The organism is Duncaniella dubosii (assembly GCF_004803915.1).
In the GTDB taxonomy this organism is placed as follows: Bacteria; Bacteroidota; Bacteroidia; order Bacteroidales; family Muribaculaceae; genus Duncaniella; species Duncaniella dubosii.
Genome location: NZ_CP039396.1, coordinates 2687809 through 2708608, shown reverse-complemented (window position 1 = coordinate 2708608; position 20800 = coordinate 2687809). Strand labels below are relative to the sequence as shown.

The window sequence follows — 20800 nt, the reverse complement described above, 5'->3', positions numbered from 1 at the left end:
TATGAGTGAAATTGGTGATAAAATCAGGCTGGTTTTCAGAGAATCTACTGTCTATAAGAATCCAGCCAACAATGAAGTATTCGTTGGCCGTAATCTGCCATCATTTGTCAAGGACTATCTGATAGCCACGCATATTGATCAGAACGGCAAACTACGTCGTGATGCTCTTGTTAGATTCCTCGATGAACACATACCTCTTAATCCTAATGCTATTCGCAGCCGCCTCATGCAAGGCGATGTTATTACTCTACTTACTCGTTTTGAGATAAGCACAAACATCGCCAAAAACAAGACACAGTTCCAAATTCCGGAAATGGGTATAAAGATGGCGGATACGGAAATACCACAGCATATCGTAGACCAAAATCCCGATGATTTGATTGACGGAGAAAAGTGGGGAATTATCAAACTTGTTTATATTCCACCGCAAGATAAGGAGAGGGGGTATATTGAAATGTCGAAATATAAGCCTTTCCGTCCACTCGAACGTCTCGATCTCAATTCGTTCAGAGAGTGCCGTAAGAAATTTACAACCGATGAATGGATTGATGTGCTTATTTCGGCTATGGAGTACACCCCGTCAGCCTTTTCGGGCAAAACTCAAAAACTGGAGTTTCTGGCTCGTTTACTACCGTTCATCGAGCCTCGTCTAAACCTGATTGAACTGGCACCCAAGGGCACTGGTAAATCCTATGTTTTCGGCAATTTGTCAAAGTTCGTTTGGCTCATTGGCGGGGGGAAAGTTTCCCGTGCCAAGCTCTTTTATGACAAATCACGCAAGACACCTGGAATTATGCTCCATCATGACCTTGTAGCACTTGATGAGATTCAGTCTATTACTTTCACTGATACCATGGAGATGCGTTCTATCCTTAAAAACTATCTCGAATATGGTAAGACCAACGTTGATAATTACGAATTTATGTCTGAGTGTGGCCTGATTCTTCTTGGTAATATACCCTTATCAGAAGATGGTTTCCCAATGTCCGATAACTATGTAGAAGAACTTCCAGAAGCCTTTAAAGAGTCTGCTCTTCTCGACCGGTTCCACGGATTTATAGAAGGTTGGTTACTTCCACGCATTACCAATGACATGGCACTACGCGACTGGACTTTGAACGTAGAATTCTTCTCGGAGGTCCTACACCAACTCAGAACTGCAACGGAATATGCTACAATTGTAAATCAATCTATCGCAGTTCCGGAGGGGGCAGATATGCGCCATCTGAAAGCCGTAAAGCGTATTGCCTCAGCCTATCTGAAGCTGCTGTTTCCACACGTTCTCAACAAGGAGGATATGGATATTGCTGAGTTTTATACATATTGTTTGAAACCGGCTGTTCATCGTAGAGATATTATTCGTCGTCAATGTGCTAACATCGACCGTGAAAGTTCTTTCTCCAAACCCATGCCAATATTTGAATTAAAGTAATGCCGTCTAATACCGACATATCAAAGCTGAAAGAGCTATATGAATCCCTTGACAGACTGAAAGAGTCCGGGGAGGATGTTGTTGCAGAAATACGTAAAGAAATCAACAACATTGAATTGCAATATCTCAAAGAAAATCTGTTTCCGGAAATGATGAAAACTCTAAGCCGTAAGATATCTTGGTTGAGATGCTCGGTTGATATGAACCTACAATTCAATGGTGAAAAACAGCTTGACTATTCATTTTGCAAATCAGGATCGACAGTATTTATTCGCGATAAATATGAATGTAACTGCCCAAACGAGGATATCCTTGAAGAATCGGAAATGGATTCTAATAATCTAGAAATTATTACCAGTACAAGCAATCAGACTGATGCTCATGATACTCCAAAGCGTAGCAAGACATACACACTTAGAGTTGAGTTTCCTAATGGGAAAGTTTTTCAGGGGAACGTCGTCAGCGATACATATGTGGCTGTCATAAAAGAGATTAATCCGGAAAAAGTAGATTCGGTTGGTTTGTCACATGCCGGAGTTGCTGTCGTCTCCCAAACGCTTGACTCTAAATATGCAAAATATCAAAAACCTATAGGTGGAGGGTGGTACGTAATGACAAATAGTTCAACAAAAGCAAAGGGTTTTGATCTTAAAACAATATCCGATGAATTGGAGCTTGAATTAAAAATTAGTCTTGTCCCTTTAAATAATTCAGAGGAAGCAATACCCATAATGGGAATATCGGAAAGTGAGCGTCATAGAATTCGAGTTACATTCCTAGATGGACGTACTATCTGTCCTATGAAGGTATTGGAAGCCCTCGTAGAGGTTGTAAAATATGCTGGTGTAGATAGAGTGCGAGAATTGGGCATCAATTGTTGCGCCGACAATTTAATACTGAAAAATCCTGCACCTCGTTATAAAAAACTGTGTAAACCTATTGGTAATGGTTGGTTATGTAATACTTGTTCCGACACTATTACCAAGTTCAACCAGATAACCGAGATTTCACAAAAACTCAATCTGGGAATTAAGGTTGAATTAGTATAATAGTTTAAGTATTATGATATAAGGTGCATTTGTGAGATTTAATGGAGGTATTAAATCGATAATGGAATTATATAATGACAAAAAATATAGAAATACGAAATAGTACAGCAGAATTCCTCATCTTTATGCTTGAAGGCAAGGAGGATGGGATTCAAGTAATGTATAAAGATGAAACCATTTGGGCAACGCAGAAAGCTATAGCACAGCTTTTTGACATTGATAGAACGGTTGTGTCAAAGCATCTTAAAAATATATTTGAGTCATCTGAATTATTGCAAGATTCAGTATGTGTAAAATTTGCACATACTGCTGAGGATGGTAAAACCTATAATACACAATTCTATAATCTCGATGCCATCATCAGTGTAGGTTATCGCGTGAATTCTGTTCGTGCCACTCAGTTCCGGCAGTGGTGTACGTTTGTACTCCGACAGTTTGCTATCCGTGGATATGTACTTGACCGTAAGCGAATGGAAAACGGCTCTTTCATCGGTGAGGACTACTTTGAACATTTGCTTGCCGAAATAAGGGAGATAAGGCTGAGTGAGCGTCGTTTTTATCAGAAACTGACCGACATTTATGCTACGGCAATAGACTATAACAAGGATGCTCCGACAACTCGTCTGTTTTTCAAGAAAGTACAGAACAAAATGCATTATGCTATACACGGGCATACTGCTGCGGAACTGATTGTGGAACGAGCCAATGCAGATAAAGAGCACATGGGGCTGACTACTTGGGAAAATGCTCCGAATGGAAAAATTGTCAAGTACAACCGTCCGCGACAGCAGGTATAGCTTAAAAAAATAGCCGTCCAGGTTTTGGGCGGCTATTTTTGTGAGAGTTTCCAGCGGTCGGGAAGCAGGTCGCGGTATTTTTCGATCGGGGTGTTTGGCGGCCATGCGGCACATCGGTCGATTATGTCGCAGAAGTAGTCGAAGACGTTGACTCCGCAGCGGTGGCAGGTGATCGCAAGAGAGTGGTACAGGGCGGCGGCTTCGGCTCCGGAGTGGGAGCCGATTGTAAGTCGGCGACGGGTCAGGGATATGTAGCGGTTGATTCGCTCGACTTCGTTGTTGTCGAGTCTGTAGGTGGGTGAGGCAAAGATGCGTGGTATCTCGTCCCATTGTTTGAGTGCATGTTCGGTGGCGGCGAGCAGCGGGTCGTCGGGTGGCACGCCGATGCGGTCTTTGACTGCTGTCAGTCTCATGCGGATTTTCTCGAGCATCACCTTGGAGTATCGTTGTCTCCACTCAAGGTGCTTTCCCGCCGTCCATCCGTCTTTGCCTATGCGGTGCTGATGCTCGAAGTGGTAAAGGAGTCCGAAGAGCTTTGCTATTTCCTGCGCCTTTGGATTGTCTTTCAGATCGAGAAACTTTCGCTTGATGTGCTGCAGGCATGGCAAGCGTTTTATCCCGCTCATCCCACCGATTCCGATATGCCGGTATCCCGAGTAATAGTCGCACTGGAAGGCTCCGTTGAAGCCTTTTATGTGTTGCTCGAAGACTTCGGCCGAGCGGGAGCCGTCGTCATAGAAGAAGTACACAAGCCCGGTTGTCATGCCGACGAACACCCATATGTAGCCTTTCTTGATCTTTCTTCCCGAAGGAGTTGCCACCTGCAGCCGCACTTTCTGATAGGTCTCGTCACCGCAGATATAATTGTCCGCGACTATTGCCTGACCCAGCGCCTTGTATAGATTTTCCAGATGTACCCTTACCTTACTTACGAGCTTCTGTGCGGTGCCTTTGTCAAGGTCGAAGCCGTGGGCACGGAAGTATTCGACAGCATTTTCAAGTGGCATGCAGTGGAGATAGCGTAGCTCGGCGAGTCCGGCTATGAAGGAAGATGTATACTGCGAGTTAAGCAGCGGTGTGGCGGGTGCGGAACCTTTGTATATTTTCTCGTCCTGCACGTATTTTCTGACCTTGTAGATAATTTTTTTGAAGCGCATCGGCTCCATGACGTAGCGCACGACATCGCACTCGCCGATAAACGTCGCCGCCTCGGGATTGAAGTCCGGACTGTCAGGCTCCACTATAATGGTCTCCACCTCACACTCCGGATGCGTCTTCCTTTTGGCGCCGTTGTTGGTACGTTTCTTCTCTGGCTTCTGCTGTCGAGTTTCGGATGTGGCAGGAGTCGTCACCGGTTTCTTCTGACGCTCCGACGGCGAGCCCTGCAGACGCTGCACTGCCTGACGCGCGGCTTTCTCTTTGCTCAGTTCCGCACTTTTGCCTTTCATAGCCTCCTCCATTGAGGCCATTTGCTTGCGCAGTTCATCTACAGTCGCCACAAGCTTCTCGTTGGTCGACTGCAGCTTTTCATTGGATAAAGTAAGCGAGCTGACAGAGGCCAACGCCTCGTCGAGCCGCCCTTGAAGGAACTCGATCTGACGTTGCAGAAACTCTATCAACTCGTTCTTTTTCATGGTGTAAAGTTACAAAAAATATCTGACATTTGCAACTTTCCACGCCATTTATTTATTTGATTAACAAATTATTAAGCCTTATTTTACGGCCATTCTGAAGCGATTTTCGACCATCACCTTCACAGGCGTGAGGCCCCTCATCAGCATATAGAAATCGTCCCATTGGAGCCTGCGCACGCCGTCATCGCCCTTTTTGAGCACCTCCCGGAAACGGCCTCGCGACAGTCTTTTTGTGTACATCAAAAATCCGTCGCCATCCCATTTCAACGCCTTCATGGTCTTGCGGTCCTTTGAGAAAAACACATACACATCGCCCGATGCCGGAGAATGCCCCTTCCACGACCACACCATCTGGGCCAGACCCCGGATGCCGTAGCGCATCGATACCGGCTGCCGGCATACCCAGAGCCGCATATCCGCCTCAAGACTCCACATCACTCCTGCGTGTCATGACATCCACCAGAAGCGCCAGCCCCTCCGCGCTTATCTCTCCCAGACTCACGCCTCGGCCCCAACCGAGTTCGATGTGCACGTCACGCACGACACTGGTGGCACCGACATCCCGGCTCTCATCCGCAACCTGAATACCGGGAACCTTAACCTCCCGGAATAACGGCCCGCCACCTTCCCGCGACGAATCCGGTCTCTCCGGCAGACTGCGTTGATAATCGCTTATGCTGATTTTGCGGCGCCGAAGCCACTCATAAAGCCGCTGGACGTTGACGCCGGTACCGGCACAGAAACGGTTCAATGCGATATAGCCGTCTGTCTCGCATTGATTCTTGTAACGCGTCCATGTCTCTGAATAGACATCGGACAAAGACTTGTTATAACCCATGATTCTTTTTGTCGACAAAGATACAACTCTCTTTCGGAGTTCGTCAATATGCTATCGCGGATGGTTGTACATTGTCAAAACAGATGTATCTGTTGCAAAAAACTATTTGCGAGAAAACGAATTGGAGGAGATGGGCAGAATAGTCAATGCATCCCTTGATATGGCAGAAAATATGGCCAAACGTCACATTCCAATGACAATGGAGGATTGGGCAAAACGTATTGACAAATTCATTGATGTGGCAGAACTTCCGATATTACAGGATAGCGGAAACGTGTCAGCCGAATTTGCCAAAGAGTTCGCGGAAACGGAGTTTGAAAAGTACAGGATTATTCAAGACAGACTGTTCCAATCCGACTTTGACCGATTCAGTGATGGTAATCTGCTACCTTTAGATATAGACAATAGTTCGGTAAAATTTGCATATTCAATTGAATATCAATAAGATACAACAATAATTCAATATCGAAGCAAACTATTGTGTATCAGTGCGATACAGCTATGCCTGCTCAAAAATTACCGAACTGTTGTATAGAATGATATGGAAGTAAAAAGCAACGAGTTTCAATCCTGATTTCTAGGTTTAAGACTCGTTGCTCTGTATAATTTGCTATTTGGACTTATTCAATACCTTCGATAGAAGTATCATTGTAGTAATTCCAGCCACGACAATTAGGACAGTCCATAAAACTGCTTTCCAAATCAATGCCGAATACAAAATCTCTGCATTTGCTATCATGATGCTGGCGAAAAAAGAAGATAAGGCAACCAGTATGATAATCAAGATATAAAATGTCGTATATGGTATGAAAATATACCCATCAGCCTTACGGATATTTCGTTCAGTTTCATTACATTTGTCTTGAATTTGATGAAGGAACTTATCAAGGACTATTTGCCCGAATTTCTCGGCTTCCTCTTTTGTCTGCTGTGCAATAGCTACTTTGTACTCCCGTAGAAATTCGAGCAGATTTACCAGATTTGTAATCATGTAATGCACGTTGTCATTCAGGCTGGCAAGTTCCTTTACGTTCACTTTGAGTAGCCGTTTCTCTTCCTCCAGATATTCATTCTTGGGAATGGATTTTATGGATTCCGCTTCACTCATCTCAGCGGAAAAATCGAATTTCTTTTTCATAGGCTTATCGTTTTAGTCCTGTTTTTGTTTTCTTTCCTAACGAATGACTGGCTGCACGAGCGCATCTGCGAGCCCATTGCAAATCGTCCTTGTCTCTCCACGGAAGGTCGCTTTGCGAACCTCCGCCACCTCCACCGGTTGCTACATTCGGCGTATAAAGCAGTCCGACAAAAATAGCTACCGCCATATCGGTAAGCTCTTGACTATTGGCAACAAATCTGTAATCAAACTCGTCATTGAAACAGTCAAGCACTTTTCCTGGAATATAGAATCGGTGTTCCTTGCCTTCATGGGTAAGGGTATAGGGAATCATGTCCGGAAGGTCTGTGCGATATTGGGTATAGTCTATTGGAGCAGCCTTATGCTCTGCTGATTGTTGGATGGCTTGCGGAGTATTGCTCCTAATGGTGGCCGTTGACTGGTGGTGTAGTTTCTTCCATGTTGTAGGAAGTTTCGAGATCATAAAATTTCTGCCGACTCCCAATTCGGAAGCCTTGTATTTGGTATTCCCATGCACGAGCGCATATCCACGGAGAACACCTTGCTTGTCCTCTCGTTCATGCACGACGTAGCCTTTCAGGGCAAGGGCATTTTTTGTACTCATCCCATGACCATAATGGCATTGCTTTCAACGCCTTCATGCAGTCCCGGTTCACCTGTGGAATGTTGCGATTTCGGATTTGCGCCGCAGTCGTCCATCCTCGTTTCTTTGCCACTCGCTCGGCGGCATGTTGCGCCCGAAGATGAATGTTATGGTCGTTATTGATATTGCCATCTTCATCCAAACGACAGACCGCAGCATGGAGGTGGGGTACTTCGCCTTTGGATTCCGTATGCAACCAAACCGTGTATTTGCTGTTTGCTAAATTGGTCGGGCAGGAACGGACTTTTCCGTCCTTGCCGGTAATCATTTGTTTGTCGAACTCCTCGGCGAACTCTTGCCAGAGCTTTTGCCAGTCCTCAATGTCATAGAATCGGGTATGTTCGGGCGATGGACTCAGTTCGATTCTGATAACGGAGTTCTTTATCGGACGGTGTTGTGATAGGGTCAACTGCATGGAGTTCCATGTCCCCATAGCATCCGGTTCAGAGGGCAACAGATTGTCCAATACCCGATAGATTTTTTCCGGATGTTTCTTGTGCTGTGATTCGCCGGTAATGTAACGGATATCGTTTATTCCGTGCGATATGGCTTTGGCTTTTGAAATCATTCTTCTTCAGATTGAGGGTTAGACGGAATCTTGTTTTTCTCTTTTATAGCATTCAGGAACTGGCAGACACTTTCGGCTACATTGCCAAGTTCCTTGAGCCAGCCGACCATGAACGGAATCTGATTGAACATTGCCACACGTTGCTTTGTGGACATTCCGTGCAGTGCGGAGGTGTATTTTACGAGATCAGACCGACAATCGTCCAGATTCTGCAACAGTGCAGCTTCTTCTTTCGTGAGCCTTGCTTTGGGTTTGAAGTTATACGCACACGACAATAGGTAATCGCTTACAGTCATACCGCATTTTGCAGCCAGAGATTTTATATACTCCTTCTGGGTAGGAGTAACTTTCGCCCCGATGAAGACATTTCTTGTCTCTTTCGAGGAATCCGATGTATTTTCAATATCTTCTTTCATTTGAATCGTTTTTATAATGGTTGAATAGGTGCGAGCTTGCGAGTACCGCACCGGCAAAGGAACTGAGCAGGCGAGAGCGCCAATGTAAAACCGTAACGCAGTGAGGTTATACCTTGGCATATCTCGCAACAGTTACCTGTTGATGCTTCCCGACACGTCCTATCGGATGCGTATAGCGAGCAGGCAATCAGACAGGAAACGTAAGGTGATATAAGTCTCTAAAAGAGGGGAGAGCATGAATATCTCACACGATGTCTTCCTGCTGACTTTGCTTTATTCTTATATATACCCCCCGGCAATAAAGTAAAGTTAGATGGGGAGTGTCAATTCTTGCACACCGCTAATCTAATAGTGGTATTCAGGATTGAAGGCATACTCTTTCCCTTTTTTTATCACCATCCGCTTGTTGCTGACAAAGGTGGCAACTTTGACCGCCTTGTTGTGACCGAGCTTTACATTCTGCAATCCGTAACCCTCTTTTAAACGTTCCAGATACTCATCGTAACTGCCGATATTGCCATTGGCAAAAGCGGCATCCAATGCTGCGCGATGTACGCTTTCCGGAATCTCCCTGTACGGATCGAACGGTTCTTTGATTGGTCGCCCGACCTTCTTCTCTTTGGGCAGATAAAACTCTACCGGTTCGGGCAGTACCTCCTCGTTTATGCGGAATGCGAAAGGCTCAAATTCCCGGTCACGGATATGTACGGCTTCGACCATACTTATGTTTTTGTCCTCTTTATCCACCTCGACCTGCATGATGGTTTCAGCCTTGTTGTTAAGCTCCGTGCCGATGTGCCCACGTGCGTGTTCATCATTCTTGTTCTGATGCAGGACGGTATGGATATGAATCTGCCTGTCGTCCGTCCATTGCATGAATTTGGAGATGATGTCGGTGGATTCACTGGACGAATTGATGTCATAAAGGAAGTCACGGATGCCATCTACAATGACCAATCCCAAATTCGGTATTGTGCCGATGGCTTCTTCGACTATCAACATGCGTATCTTTGGGGCGAACTTGCGCAGAGACAGCATGAGCAGATTATCCGGCTTCTCATCGTCCGGTAGTCCCGCCAAACGCAAGATACGTTTCAATACCAACTGGCAATGATGCTGCCCCTGTTCCGTGTCGATATACAGAATCTTCCGCTTGTTTTCAGGGAACATAGAACGTACAACCGTCCGCGACAGCAGGTATAGCTTAAAAAAATAGCCGTCCAGGTTTTGGGCGGCTATTTTTGTGAGAGTTTCCAGCGGTCGGGAAGCAGGTCGCGGTATTTTTCGATCGGGGTGTTTGGCGGCCATGCGGCACATCGGTCGATTATGTCGCAGAAGTAGTCGAAGACGTTGACTCCGCAGCGGTGGCAGGTGATCGCAAGAGAGTGGTACAGGGCGGCGGCTTCGGCTCCGGAGTGGGAGCCGATTGTAAGTCGGCGACGGGTCAGGGATATGTAGCGGTTGATTCGCTCGACTTCGTTGTTGTCGAGTCTGTAGGTGGGTGAGGCAAAGATGCGTGGTATCTCGTCCCATTGTTTGAGTGCATGTTCGGTGGCGGCGAGCAGCGGGTCGTCGGGTGGCACGCCGATGCGGTCTTTGACTGCTGTCAGTCTCATGCGGATTTTCTCGAGCATCACCTTGGAGTATCGTTGTCTCCACTCAAGGTGCTTTCCCGCCGTCCATCCGTCTTTGCCTATGCGGTGCTGATGCTCGAAGTGGTAAAGGAGTCCGAAGAGCTTTGCTATTTCCTGCGCCTTTGGATTGTCTTTCAGATCGAGAAACTTTCGCTTGATGTGCTGCAGGCATGGCAAGCGTTTTATCCCGCTCATCCCACCGATTCCGATATGCCGGTATCCCGAGTAATAGTCGCACTGGAAGGCTCCGTTGAAGCCTTTTATGTGTTGCTCGAAGACTTCGGCCGAGCGGGAGCCGTCGTCATAGAAGAAGTACACAAGCCCGGTTGTCATGCCGACGAACACCCATATGTAGCCTTTCTTGATCTTTCTTCCCGAAGGAGTTGCCACCTGCAGCCGCACTTTCTGATAGGTCTCGTCACCGCAGATATAATTGTCCGCGACTATTGCCTGACCCAGCGCCTTGTATAGATTTTCCAGATGTACCCTTACCTTACTTACGAGCTTCTGTGCGGTGCCTTTGTCAAGGTCGAAGCCGTGGGCACGGAAGTATTCGACAGCATTTTCAAGTGGCATGCAGTGGAGATAGCGTAGCTCGGCGAGTCCGGCTATGAAGGAAGATGTATACTGCGAGTTAAGCAGCGGTGTGGCGGGTGCGGAACCTTTGTATATTTTCTCGTCCTGCACGTATTTTCTGACCTTGTAGATAATTTTTTTGAAGCGCATCGGCTCCATGACGTAGCGCACGACATCGCACTCGCCGATAAACGTCGCCGCCTCGGGATTGAAGTCCGGACTGTCAGGCTCCACTATAATGGTCTCCACCTCACACTCCGGATGCGTCTTCCTTTTGGCGCCGTTGTTGGTACGTTTCTTCTCTGGCTTCTGCTGTCGAGTTTCGGATGTGGCAGGAGTCGTCACCGGTTTCTTCTGACGCTCCGACGGCGAGCCCTGCAGACGCTGCACTGCCTGACGCGCGGCTTTCTCTTTGCTCAGTTCCGCACTTTTGCCTTTCATAGCCTCCTCCATTGAGGCCATTTGCTTGCGCAGTTCATCTACAGTCGCCACAAGCTTCTCGTTGGTCGACTGCAGCTTTTCATTGGATAAAGTAAGCGAGCTGACAGAGGCCAACGCCTCGTCGAGCCGCCCTTGAAGGAACTCGATCTGACGTTGCAGAAACTCTATCAACTCGTTCTTTTTCATGGTGTAAAGTTACAAAAAATATCTGACATTTGCAACTTTCCACGCCATTTATTTATTTGATTAACAAATTATTAAGCCTTATTTTACGGCCATTCTGAAGCGATTTTCGACCATCACCTTCACAGGCGTGAGGCCCCTCATCAGCATATAGAAATCGTCCCATTGGAGCCTGCGCACGCCGTCATCGCCCTTTTTGAGCACCTCCCGGAAACGGCCTCGCGACAGTCTTTTTGTGTACATCAAAAATCCGTCGCCATCCCATTTCAACGCCTTCATGGTCTTGCGGTCCTTTGAGAAAAACACATACACATCGCCCGATGCCGGAGAATGCCCCTTCCACGACCACACCATCTGGGCCAGACCCCGGATGCCGTAGCGCATCGATACCGGCTGCCGGCATACCCAGAGCCGCATATCCGCCTCAAGACTCCACATCACTCCTGCGTGTCATGACATCCACCAGAAGCGCCAGCCCCTCCGCGCTTATCTCTCCCAGACTCACGCCTCGGCCCCAACCGAGTTCGATGTGCACGTCACGCACGACACTGGTGGCACCGACATCCCGGCTCTCATCCGCAACCTGAATACCGGGAACCTTAACCTCCCGGAATAACGGCCCGCCACCTTCCCGCGACGAATCCGGTCTCTCCGGCAGACTGCGTTGATAATCGCTTATGCTGATTTTGCGGCGCCGAAGCCACTCATAAAGCCGCTGGACGTTGACGCCGGTACCGGCACAGAAACGGTTCAATGCGATATAGCCGTCTGTCTCGCATTGATTCTTGTAACGCGTCCATGTCTCTGAATAGACATCGGACAAAGACTTGTTATAACCCATGATTCTTTTTGTCGACAAAGATACAACTCTCTTTCGGAGTTCGTCAATATGCTATCGCGGATGGTTGTACGTATTGTCCGCCTTCTCCATCATTCCTAGTTTTTAGCGTTCGGTTTACGGCGATGGGAAGCGAGCATAGCCTCATTCTCTTCCTCGAAACTTTGCGGAGCCGGATTCTTTCGGGAGGATTCCAGCCATTTGTCTAATTCGTCCCGATAGATGTAGAGATGCTTCCCTTGTTTGATAACCGGAATATCGTCCTTTTTGACTTTGTAATAGAAGGTCGATAACGGCATTTTGAGATAGGCGCAAGCCTCCTGCACGGTCATGGGTACGTGCGTGTTCTCTTTGACTTCGTGCTGCTTGGAAAGTCTTTCCGTCAGCAGATTTTCCATACTTGCAATCCGGTTGCACAATTCGCCTACCACTGCCGGCAGGTCATTGAATGTCAGTTCTTCTTGTTTCATTTTAAAAGAGTTTTAATCGTTTAACATGCTGCGAACCAACTCAATGAAACCTTGCAGAACAATACAGACCGGATTAATTATTTCATCTGCATACGTTTTTTATTGCGAGTCATCATTATCTGCATCCAAATGGAAGCGGTAGTCGCCTTTATCGGGTACATCAATGGGAATCTGGCTTGTAACATGGTCTCTCAAATTGAGCCTGAGATATTCATGTGTAGCGTTTACGAGTTCGTATGGAAATGATGCCTTGATAAAAGCTGCTCTTTTTGCCAATGGTATTCCCAAACGTTCACCTACATTCCATGCCAGATGGCGAAGTCCCGGCGACCTCAGCGGATTGTCTATATTGGAGCGAATCGGTTTATATGAATCAGGTTGATCGTAAGCCATAAACTCTATATTTGAAATGAGGGTGGCAATATTCTCTTTGGAGAGATAAGGGGCGGTCTTGACGGTTACATATTCCCGAATTGCATCCATGATTTCCACTTGTCTTTCAATCTCTCTCTTTTTGAGTTCCACTAATATGGAATCATACTTATTCAAATGAGAATCTTTGGGGCAATCGGAATCTACTATGTCTTGATTCGACTGTAGAGCCGGTGTGCACTCCTGTTCAGGCAAATCAATCGGCTGCTCGATGGGCGGTGTTTCGACAATACAAATGGATTCTGTTATTTTCTCTGTTTCTTCAACAGGGGAGTCTTGCTCACCAAAAGAGAAATTGATGAGATTTTCTGTCAGCCATTTATAAAAAAAATTGTGCAGGAGTCCGCACAAGATGATGGCTACTACCAGTCCGAGGATGACAGGAGTTGTTATGTGCATGATATTGATGTCATGGCATAGGAACAGATAAGTATCTATCGCCGCAAAAACGATAACGGATAGTGCAAGTATAAAACTTATCTTCTTAATCAGTCTTTTATTCGTCATGTTCTACAACTATTTGGAATTATTTTACGCTAAATTTATAATTGATATTCCAGATAGTTGCAATAAAAAGATTGATAGTTACCACGTATCATACTAAATATCACGGTCAGAATATGATTTCAGGTAAAAAATCATATTCTGACCGCTAAAATCGGGGGACAAAACGCCTATCAGCCTTTCCGTGTCAGGGTGATTTTCTTGCTGGCTTCCCGTTTGTTCGCATCCACTACTTTGATATACCGCTGGGTGGTGGTAATGCTCTTGTGTGCCATAATGCTCTGAATGGTACGGATATCTGTTCCTGCGGCAGCTTGCAACGTGGCGAATGTTCTCCGGTATGAGTGAAATGTGATATTCTTGGTAATTCCGGCAGAACGAATCCACTCTTTCATTGGTATCTGCGTCCAACTGCGCATCAGCCCCTTGAATACCAGACCTTTCTTTTCGGAACTGTAGCCTATTAGTTCCAAGGCTTCCTCGCTGATGGGGATGATGTCTTCCGCCTTGTTCTTCTGCGTAACGATGTGTACGCATTTCCCTCCGGCAGAGTAATCCACGATGTCTTCCCAACATAAGGCGAGAATATCACTGATTCGTAAACTGGTCATGCACGAAAATAGCGATGCTACTTTCAATATAGGTTTCTTGCACGGTGTTTCAGCCAGTTTATACAGTTCTTCTACAGACAGATACTCCTTGACCACATCCTCCGTTTCAATCTTATCCAAGAAATCATTGACGTTGGTCTTTATCATCCCATTGCGGTAGAGGATTTTCAGGAATCCCCTGAAAGTAGACCAATACCCCGATGCCGAGTTCCGTGTGATAGGACTGTTACGTCTCAGCTTCTTGGCAGTGAGCAGATACTCCCGGAACTTGTTGCAGAGGTCGATGTCAATCTCCTCAAAGGTACACTTGCCATGTACGAAGTTGCTGAAATGGAGATAGACGAACTCCCATTTCTGGTCATGTTTGTGGAGCTGCTTGCGGTAATACTCCAAGAAATCGGCTTTGAGTTTGTACTTGTCGAAAAAATCATACCGTTCATTCACAACCGACTCGAATCTGCGGCAACGGATGGCTTCGGCTTTCTCGGTCATTACCTCGTTGAAGTTCAACTCTCGCTTGTTTCTCGGATTGGCATAGACATAAATACCAAGCGACTCATGGCGGATAACTTTCATCGTTTCCTTGTCTCGATACCCCAGATAATAATCCAGATAGAACGACAGCATCCTGTTCTTCAAAGGACGTGTTCTTAATGTTACTGTTTTACAGTCATTCATGTTGTTATATTTTTATGGTTGTTATTAATTCGCTGGCAAATCTCTGTAATGTAACCATGCAGACAACCTTCAGCGGAGATTAATTTTGGAATAATTTACGGCTGACACCAATATCGGGTAAAAAGGTGGGCACGAACGGATAAAATGTACCGTTATAATACGCCAATTCATTTTTGGACACCCATCACTCGGTCAAATTCCACTTTCAGGAATCTGACAAAGCGTCCGTTCTTCTCACGGTTGATCTGATGGAATTGCAGAATACCGTAAACCGAATCGCGAGAGAGTTTGAATTTCTCCATCGCCTCCTTGACGGTGTAGTATTCCGTCTTGCTCTCCTGCTCGGAACTTTTCGAGAGGTCGAAGTGGAGTTTGGAGTAGAATATCTGTCCATGCTCCTTCTTGGATGGTATGTTGTTGCGATAGACCTGTGAACGGATGGCGACACGTGTCATTCCGTACTTCTCCTGAATCTGTTCGGGCGTGTACCACTCGGTCAGGTCGGAATCCACCTCGTATTTGGCAAAGGCAGCATCGATATGTTTCTTGCTATAATAGTTGAACTGGCGGATGCGCACTTTCGGGACTTTGTGCTGCCGTGTATAAGTCCACACCCATTTGGCGTTGACCTTATATTTCTCGGCAATCTCTTCGGCGGTGTAATACTCGGTGATGTCGAAATCCTCTTTGGGCATGATGCGCTCATAAGGTTTGGTTTTCATCATCAGTTCGATGTCCGCACGGCGGATGAGCGACTTCTTGCCACTGATGCGTGAAGCCCGAAGTTTGGATTCCTTTACCAGTTTATATATGTATTGCCGGGTTACGCCCATCAACTTTGCAGCTTGGGCAAAAGAGAAGAAATCCTGTCCCTCGGCAGCTTGTCGAGGTTGCAATAATTCTTGCGACCGTTTCAATTGTCGCTTACGTTCCCGGATGCGCTTCTTGTAGCCAAGATTGGAACACTGGTGGCTACAATAACAAGTCGTTGTCTTTTGAGCTATGAATGGCTTTCCGCACCATTGACAAATCTTTCTTACTTCCATATTTTCCTCCTTTCTATATGGATTAGGATTAGGATAAGGATTAGGAAGAAAATATCTATTCAAAGATATTTTCTATGGATGTAGATAAAGATTATCGCGCTCCGCGCTCCGATATCGGCGGCAATAAAAACTTCGGGAAAGGAAATTTTTATGTTGATTTGGGAAATTTTTAATGGATATCAGGAAAGAAACAGGAAAATAATAACCGACTCAGAGAAATTTCTAAGCCGGTTCTGGAAATTCTTAGATGAAAAATGGAAATTAAAAGCCTTTGCCCTTCGTGCGTTCATACACAACCTCAATATCTGCGTCAACGTCCTTGATGCGGAAATAGACTGAACACCCCGGTGGAATAGTGTCAGGAAATTTTGTTGCCAGTCTCGCCATGACCTCATCGACATTTGAAAATCCTATATCGGTTACCTCGGCCAGAATCTCACCACGGAAATAGGCACGAGCATAAACAAGTTTCTTCGGCGACAACCTGAACTGTCTGTCCTCGTTCTTGGGTGGTTGAGGTCTTGCGCCGCTCCCTGTTTGCTTGGAGCGTTGGAGAAGAAGATAAACTCAACAACCTTTGCGTTGAGTTCCCATGCCGGTGAGAAGTCCGGCTTGATATATCCTCGCGTGATGTTATGGCCTCCGCTGTGGTTCATCGCGAAGCCAACCTCCGATATTGACGCGCCGCAGTCATTCTGGGCAATCGTTCCCCATGTATGACGGAAGGTGTACACGCAGTATCGTCTGTCTTCCGGAATTTCCAGAGCTTTGCATACGTCCTTTATTCCGGCATTGGCGTTGGCTCCAAAGCTGTCACTGTCCGCATAACGTTTATGCCAGTTGAAGAGATAGGGGTCTTTGTCGTCTGCCCTGTACTTCTCGAACAGCGGTAGAAGGATAGGCTCGACTTTCATTTCGATGTAGGCTTCGTCCGCTCTGCTTTTCTTCGTCTTGGCACGCTTATACGCTATGACCCCATGCCGGTAATCCGATTTCTTCAGGTTGAAGAGATCAACCGTGTTGATACCGGCGAGACACAACACCAACATGGCAACGTCTCTGCCGAGTTCACCCTTCGGACGCGACGACAAAGATTCAGGAAGAGCCACACTAAAGAACCGTCGGCACTCTTCCGCGCTTATGGCTCTCTTTTCTGCTCGGTCTGCCTGTGGTATCTTGACCTTCGGCCACGGATTGGTCTTTATCCTGACGACGTTGTTGTCATAATCGTTGTGTTCTTTCACCGCCTCACGGAAAACCTGACGCATACAGACCGGATACATTTCCTTTGCCCTTGCTGTCATTTCAAGATCCTTGATCCAGTTGTTGACCCATGTGGAGATCAGTTGAGCAAACATGACCCTTGTCGTACCTGCATATCGTTCCAGATGTTGTAGTGCCAACTCATAGTTACGAGCATTCCTGACCTGCCCCCGGTCTCTCATGCGGTCAATGTGGAGTCGTGCATAATCCGAAAAACATAAGTCCTCGTCCTCCATGGCGAGGAAGTCAACAACCTGCTTTACCGTCCACTTCCCGATCTCCTTCCGGTTTAGACGTTGGGTAAACTCCAATATGCGCCGTGCGCAATACTCATTCACGAAAGGGTCATCGATGTCGCCATTCCTATCAAGCTGCTTATCGGTAACAAGTTTGTCGGTTTTGATATATCCCGGTTTCCGGTTATGTACACACCGGATATACACCTGATAGAATCCATCCTTACGTTTGGTTCTTACGATTGCTTTGAATATTGCCATAAATATTTGAATATTATAAAGAAATCTTTGTAAACATTTTGTAAACTCTTTGTAAGCGCACCTACTGAAATTTGCATCGGATTTTGTAAGCATTTCCTCCACATTCTGCACGATTATCGTGCAGACCTTGAAAGCGTCTTAAAAATACGATAGGCGATAACCCACGTTTTTACAGTGAGTTATCGCCTATCTTAGCGATTGTCAGTATCTTAACCTTAGTCTTCGATAGCTGCCTGGGCCGCTGCTACGCGGGCGATGGGCACGCGATAGGGTGAACATGATACATAGTTCATGCCGAGGCGTGCGCAGAACTTGACAGATGAGGGTTCGCCACCATGCTCACCGCAGATGCCGACCTTGAGCTCGGGCTTGGTCGCACGGCCTTTTTCAACACCCATCTTGACGAGCTGGCCAACACCTTCCTGATCGAGCACTTCGAACGGATCGGTCTTGATGATGCCGTGTTCCTTGTAGAACTTGAGGAACTTGGGAGCGTCGTCGCGTGAGAATCCGAAGGTCATCTGAGTAAGGTCGTTTGTTCCGAACGAGAAGAAGTCGGCAACCTCTGCAATCTGATTTGCAACGAGGGCTGCACGAGGTACTTCAATCATGGTTCCTACCTTGTAAGGAACGCTGCATCCAGCTTCCTCAAATACCTTGGCAGCGGTAATATTGATTACGTCAGCCTGATTCTGGATTTCCTTGAGTGATCCAACGAGAGGAATCATGATTTCAGGATGAACGTCGATACCACGAGCTTTCACTGCAAGAGCAGCTTCAATAATAGCACGGGTCTGCATTTCGGTGATTTCCGGATATGTGATACCGAGACGGCAACCACGGTGACCGAGCATCGGGTTGAATTCTTCGAGTGAGTCAACCTTTGCCTTTACGTCTTCAAGGGTGATGCCCATTTCTTCGGCCATTACCTTCTGGGTCGCAGTCTGATGGGGTACAAATTCGTGCAGAGGGGGATCAAGGAGACGGATAGTCACACCGTAGCCGTCCATAGCCTCGAAGATGCCTTCGAAGTCACCACGCTGCATGGGGAGGAGTTTGGCGAGAGCGTGACGACGACCTTCTTCGTCAGCGGCAAGAATCATTTCGCGTACAGCCTTGATACGGTCGCCTTCGAAGAACATGTGTTCTGTACGGCAAAGGCCGATACCCTGAGCTCCGAAGTGGCGTGCCTGCTTTGCATCGCGAGGTGAGTCGGCATTTGTACGGACGAGTGTCTTGGTGTATTTGGATGCAAGATTCATGATTGCACCGAAGTCTCCACCAAGTTCGGGCTCGGTTGTGGGAACCTGACCGTCGTAAACTTCGCCTGTCGAGCCGTTAAGTGAAATCCAGTCACCTTCCTTGTAGACTTTTCCACCCATTTCAACGGTCTTTTCCTTGTAGTCGACACGGATTTCACCTGCGCCTGACACACAGCATTTACCCATGCCACGAGCAACGACGGCTGCGTGAGAGGTCATACCGCCACGCATGGTAAGGATACCCTGAGCAACGGCCATACCGCGGAGGTCCTCAGGTGAGGTCTCGATGCGTACAAGGACAACTTTACGCTTCTTTTCACTCCAAGCCTCAGCTTCGTCAGCAGAAAATACAATCTGGCCGGCAGCAGCACCGGGAGATGCGGGAAGGCCCTTGGCTACGACTTTAGCACGCTTGAGAGCTGCCTTGTCAAACACGGGGTGGAGAAGTTCGTCGAGCTTCTGCGGCTCCATGCGCATAAGGGTGGTCTTTTCATCAATTTCACCGGCGCGGAGAAGATCCATAGCGATTTTCACCATAGCAGCACCTGTGCGCTTGCCGTTACGAGTCTGGAGCATCCAGAGCTTGCCGTCCTGAATGGTGAATTCCATGTCCTGCATATCCTTGTAGTAGTCTTCGAGACGGCCTGCGATAGCGATAAGCTCAGCGGCGCAGGTAGGCATAGACTCTTCAAGTGAGGGATATTTCTCGGCACGCACGTCCTCACTGATGCCCTGAAGAGCGGCCCAGCGACGCGAACCTTCGATAGTAATCTGCTGAGGTGTACGGATACCGGCAACCACATCCTCACCCTGAGCGTTGATTAGATATTCGCCGTTGAAGATGTTTTCGCCAGTCGCTGCGTCACGGCTGAAAGCGACACCGGTAGCTGAATTCTCACCCATGTTACCGTAAACCATAGCCTGAACGTTGACTGCAGTACCCCATTCTTCAGGAATCTGGTTCATGCGGCGGTAGATGATAGCACGTTCGTTCATCCAGCTGTCAAACACAGCGCAGATGCCACCCCAAAGCTGTTCCCAAGCGTCGTTGGGGAAGTCTTTACCGGTGTATTCCTTTACAGCAGCCTTGAAAAGCTTGACAAGATTCTGGAGGTCTTCTACAGAAAGTTCTGTGTCAAGTTTGACACCTTTTTCTTCCTTGACCTTATCCATAATTTCCTCGAACGGATCAATGTCAGTCTTGCTCTTGGGCTTCATGCCGAGCACGACATCACCATACATCTGTACAAAACGACGGTAGCTGTCCCATGCGAAACGGGGATTGCCGCTCTTGGTTGCGAGCGATTCAACTGTCGCGTCGTTCATACCGAGGTTGAGGACAGTGTCCATCATACCGGGCATTGATGCGCGTGCACCAGAGCGCACAGATACGAGAAGGGGATTTTCGGGATCGTTGAATTTCTTGCCTGTAAGTTCTTCAACATGGGCAATTGCATCCTGCACTTCTTTCTTTAGGTCTTCGACTACTCTGTCACGACCATACTGGGTGTACTCGGTGCAGACCTCTGTAGTGATTGTGAAACCGGGAGGCACAGGCATGCCGAGAAGGTTCATTTCAGCGAGGTTAGCGCCCTTGCCACCGAGGAGATTACGCATTGAGGCATTGCCTTCTGCTTTGCCATCTCCGAAAGTATAAACTCTTTTCATTCTGTAATTAGATATTGATAATTTGAATTACGTTTTAAGATTAAATCATAGTTCCTGTCAAGGAGGTTTGTTAGAGGATGAGAGTCTGCCGCCCTATTCGTGCAAAAAGCGCGCACAGATGGGGGCATGGTTAAGGCTGCAACTTTATGCAAAGATATAAAAATTTTTATCCAATGCCAACC

The 20800-nt window shown here is 47.0% G+C and carries 15 protein-coding genes and 5 pseudogenes; 4 read left to right on the top strand and 16 right to left on the bottom strand.

Annotated features, from left to right (window positions below; genetic code table 11):
- The first annotated feature begins 1 nt into the window (after position 1).
- The 3 genes and pseudogenes from brxL to rhuM (E7747_RS12065) all read left to right on the top strand — a co-directional run.
- Positions 2-1432 (top strand): BREX system Lon protease-like protein BrxL, encoded by a 1431-nt coding sequence (gene brxL, locus E7747_RS12075; protein WP_136000318.1) that lies wholly within the window; start codon positions 2-4, stop codon positions 1430-1432.
- Positions 1432-2481: a hypothetical protein gene (locus E7747_RS12070; protein ID WP_136416186.1), complete on the top strand. Its 1050-nt coding sequence runs from the start codon at positions 1432-1434 to the stop codon at positions 2479-2481. Before brxL ends, E7747_RS12070 begins: the two co-directional genes overlap by 1 nt.
- A gap of 74 nt (positions 2482-2555) precedes the next feature.
- Positions 2556-3251 (top strand): annotated as a pseudogene (gene rhuM / locus E7747_RS12065) (RhuM family protein); the annotation flags it as partial.
- A gap of 59 nt (positions 3252-3310) precedes the next feature.
- Here rhuM (E7747_RS12065) and tnpC (E7747_RS12060) read toward each other — a convergent pair.
- The 3 genes from tnpC (E7747_RS12060) to E7747_RS12050 all read right to left on the bottom strand — a co-directional run bounded on the left by tnpC (E7747_RS12060) (position 3311) and on the right by E7747_RS12050 (position 5750).
- Positions 3311-4912, bottom strand: a complete 1602-nt coding sequence (gene tnpC, locus E7747_RS12060) for an IS66 family transposase (protein ID WP_136413423.1) — start codon at positions 4910-4912, stop codon at positions 3311-3313.
- Positions 4913-4990: 78 nt separating this feature from the next.
- Positions 4991-5347: an IS66 family insertion sequence element accessory protein TnpB gene (gene tnpB, locus E7747_RS12055; protein WP_136413421.1), complete on the bottom strand. Its 357-nt coding sequence runs from the start codon at positions 5345-5347 to the stop codon at positions 4991-4993.
- Positions 5334-5750: a hypothetical protein gene (locus E7747_RS12050; protein WP_136413419.1), complete on the bottom strand. Its 417-nt coding sequence runs from the start codon at positions 5748-5750 to the stop codon at positions 5334-5336. The genes tnpB (E7747_RS12055) and E7747_RS12050 overlap by 14 nt, the downstream gene beginning before the upstream one ends.
- Before the next feature lie 70 nt (positions 5751-5820).
- Between E7747_RS12050 and rhuM (E7747_RS12045) the strand changes: the two are divergent.
- Positions 5821-6195: pseudogene (gene rhuM / locus E7747_RS12045) on the top strand (RhuM family protein); the annotation flags it as partial.
- 165 nt (positions 6196-6360) lie between these two features.
- Here rhuM (E7747_RS12045) and E7747_RS12040 read toward each other — a convergent pair.
- The 13 genes and pseudogenes from E7747_RS12040 to ppdK form a co-directional block, all read right to left on the bottom strand.
- On the bottom strand, positions 6361-6888 hold the full coding sequence (locus tag E7747_RS12040; protein ID WP_136416184.1) for a hypothetical protein: 528 nt from the start codon (positions 6886-6888) through the stop codon (positions 6361-6363).
- 4 nt (positions 6889-6892) lie between these two features.
- Positions 6893-8099: pseudogene (locus E7747_RS12035) on the bottom strand (relaxase/mobilization nuclease domain-containing protein).
- Positions 8096-8515 carry a plasmid mobilization protein gene (locus E7747_RS12030; protein ID WP_136416182.1) on the bottom strand — a complete coding sequence of 140 codons (420 nt, stop codon included), beginning with the start codon at positions 8513-8515 and terminating at the stop codon, positions 8096-8098. Before E7747_RS12030 ends, E7747_RS12035 begins: the two are co-directional and overlap by 4 nt.
- A 345-nt stretch (positions 8516-8860) precedes the next feature.
- Positions 8861-9691 (bottom strand): annotated as a pseudogene (locus E7747_RS12025) (AAA family ATPase); the annotation flags it as partial.
- A 59-nt stretch (positions 9692-9750) separates the two neighbouring features.
- The gene (tnpC, locus tag E7747_RS12020; protein WP_136413423.1) at positions 9751-11352 is read right to left on the bottom strand and encodes an IS66 family transposase; all 1602 of its coding nucleotides are present in this window, start codon (positions 11350-11352) and stop codon (positions 9751-9753) included.
- Positions 11353-11430: 78 nt separating this feature from the next.
- Complete coding sequence (tnpB, locus tag E7747_RS12015; RefSeq protein WP_136413421.1) at positions 11431-11787, bottom strand: IS66 family insertion sequence element accessory protein TnpB; 357 nt, start codon at positions 11785-11787, stop codon at positions 11431-11433.
- On the bottom strand, positions 11774-12190 hold the full coding sequence (locus E7747_RS12010; protein ID WP_136413419.1) for a hypothetical protein: 417 nt from the start codon (positions 12188-12190) through the stop codon (positions 11774-11776). The genes tnpB (E7747_RS12015) and E7747_RS12010 overlap by 14 nt, the downstream gene beginning before the upstream one ends.
- Before the next feature lie 95 nt (positions 12191-12285).
- A complete protein-coding gene (locus E7747_RS12005) occupies positions 12286-12657 on the bottom strand; it encodes a helix-turn-helix domain-containing protein (RefSeq protein WP_131752960.1) in 372 nt (123 codons plus the stop codon).
- A 99-nt stretch (positions 12658-12756) separates the two neighbouring features.
- Positions 12757-13596: a hypothetical protein gene (locus E7747_RS12000; protein WP_136416180.1), complete on the bottom strand. Its 840-nt coding sequence runs from the start codon at positions 13594-13596 to the stop codon at positions 12757-12759.
- Between the two features lie 170 nt (positions 13597-13766).
- Positions 13767-14882 carry a tyrosine-type recombinase/integrase gene (locus tag E7747_RS11995; RefSeq protein WP_136416179.1) on the bottom strand — a complete coding sequence of 372 codons (1116 nt, stop codon included), beginning with the start codon at positions 14880-14882 and terminating at the stop codon, positions 13767-13769.
- 167 nt (positions 14883-15049) lie between these two features.
- Positions 15050-15928, bottom strand: coding sequence for a helix-turn-helix domain-containing protein (locus E7747_RS11990; RefSeq protein ID WP_136416177.1), 879 nt, complete (start codon positions 15926-15928; stop codon positions 15050-15052).
- A gap of 261 nt (positions 15929-16189) precedes the next feature.
- Positions 16190-17688: pseudogene (locus E7747_RS11985) on the bottom strand (tyrosine-type recombinase/integrase).
- A 215-nt stretch (positions 17689-17903) separates the two neighbouring features.
- Complete coding sequence (ppdK, locus tag E7747_RS11980; protein ID WP_136416175.1) at positions 17904-20618, bottom strand: pyruvate, phosphate dikinase; 2715 nt, start codon at positions 20616-20618, stop codon at positions 17904-17906.
- Positions 20619-20800 lie beyond the last annotated feature (182 nt).

Bases quoted from the DNA above. Each gene is read 5' to 3' on its own strand.
- E7747_RS12030 (WP_136416182.1), bottom strand. From the start codon at position 8,515: ATGAAAGAAGATATTGAAAATACATCGGATTCCTCGAAAGAGACAAGA.
- ppdK (WP_136416175.1), bottom strand. From the start codon at position 20,618: ATGAAAAGAGTTTATACTTTCGGAGATGGCAAAGCAGAAGGCAATGCC.
- E7747_RS11995 (WP_136416179.1), bottom strand. From the start codon at position 14,882: ATGAATGACTGTAAAACAGTAACATTAAGAACACGTCCTTTGAAGAAC.
- E7747_RS12070 (WP_136416186.1), top strand. From the start codon at position 1,432: ATGCCGTCTAATACCGACATATCAAAGCTGAAAGAGCTATATGAATCC.
- E7747_RS11990 (WP_136416177.1), bottom strand. From the start codon at position 15,928: ATGGAAGTAAGAAAGATTTGTCAATGGTGCGGAAAGCCATTCATAGCT.
- tnpC (WP_136413423.1), bottom strand. From the start codon at position 11,352: ATGAAAAAGAACGAGTTGATAGAGTTTCTGCAACGTCAGATCGAGTTC.
- tnpB (WP_136413421.1), bottom strand. From the start codon at position 11,787: ATGTGGAGTCTTGAGGCGGATATGCGGCTCTGGGTATGCCGGCAGCCG.
- tnpB (WP_136413421.1), bottom strand. From the start codon at position 5,347: ATGTGGAGTCTTGAGGCGGATATGCGGCTCTGGGTATGCCGGCAGCCG.
- brxL (WP_136000318.1), top strand. From the start codon at position 2: ATGAGTGAAATTGGTGATAAAATCAGGCTGGTTTTCAGAGAATCTACT.
- E7747_RS12000 (WP_136416180.1), bottom strand. From the start codon at position 13,596: ATGACGAATAAAAGACTGATTAAGAAGATAAGTTTTATACTTGCACTA.
- E7747_RS12010 (WP_136413419.1), bottom strand. From the start codon at position 12,190: ATGGGTTATAACAAGTCTTTGTCCGATGTCTATTCAGAGACATGGACG.
- tnpC (WP_136413423.1), bottom strand. From the start codon at position 4,912: ATGAAAAAGAACGAGTTGATAGAGTTTCTGCAACGTCAGATCGAGTTC.
- E7747_RS12050 (WP_136413419.1), bottom strand. From the start codon at position 5,750: ATGGGTTATAACAAGTCTTTGTCCGATGTCTATTCAGAGACATGGACG.
- E7747_RS12005 (WP_131752960.1), bottom strand. From the start codon at position 12,657: ATGAAACAAGAAGAACTGACATTCAATGACCTGCCGGCAGTGGTAGGC.
- E7747_RS12040 (WP_136416184.1), bottom strand. From the start codon at position 6,888: ATGAAAAAGAAATTCGATTTTTCCGCTGAGATGAGTGAAGCGGAATCC.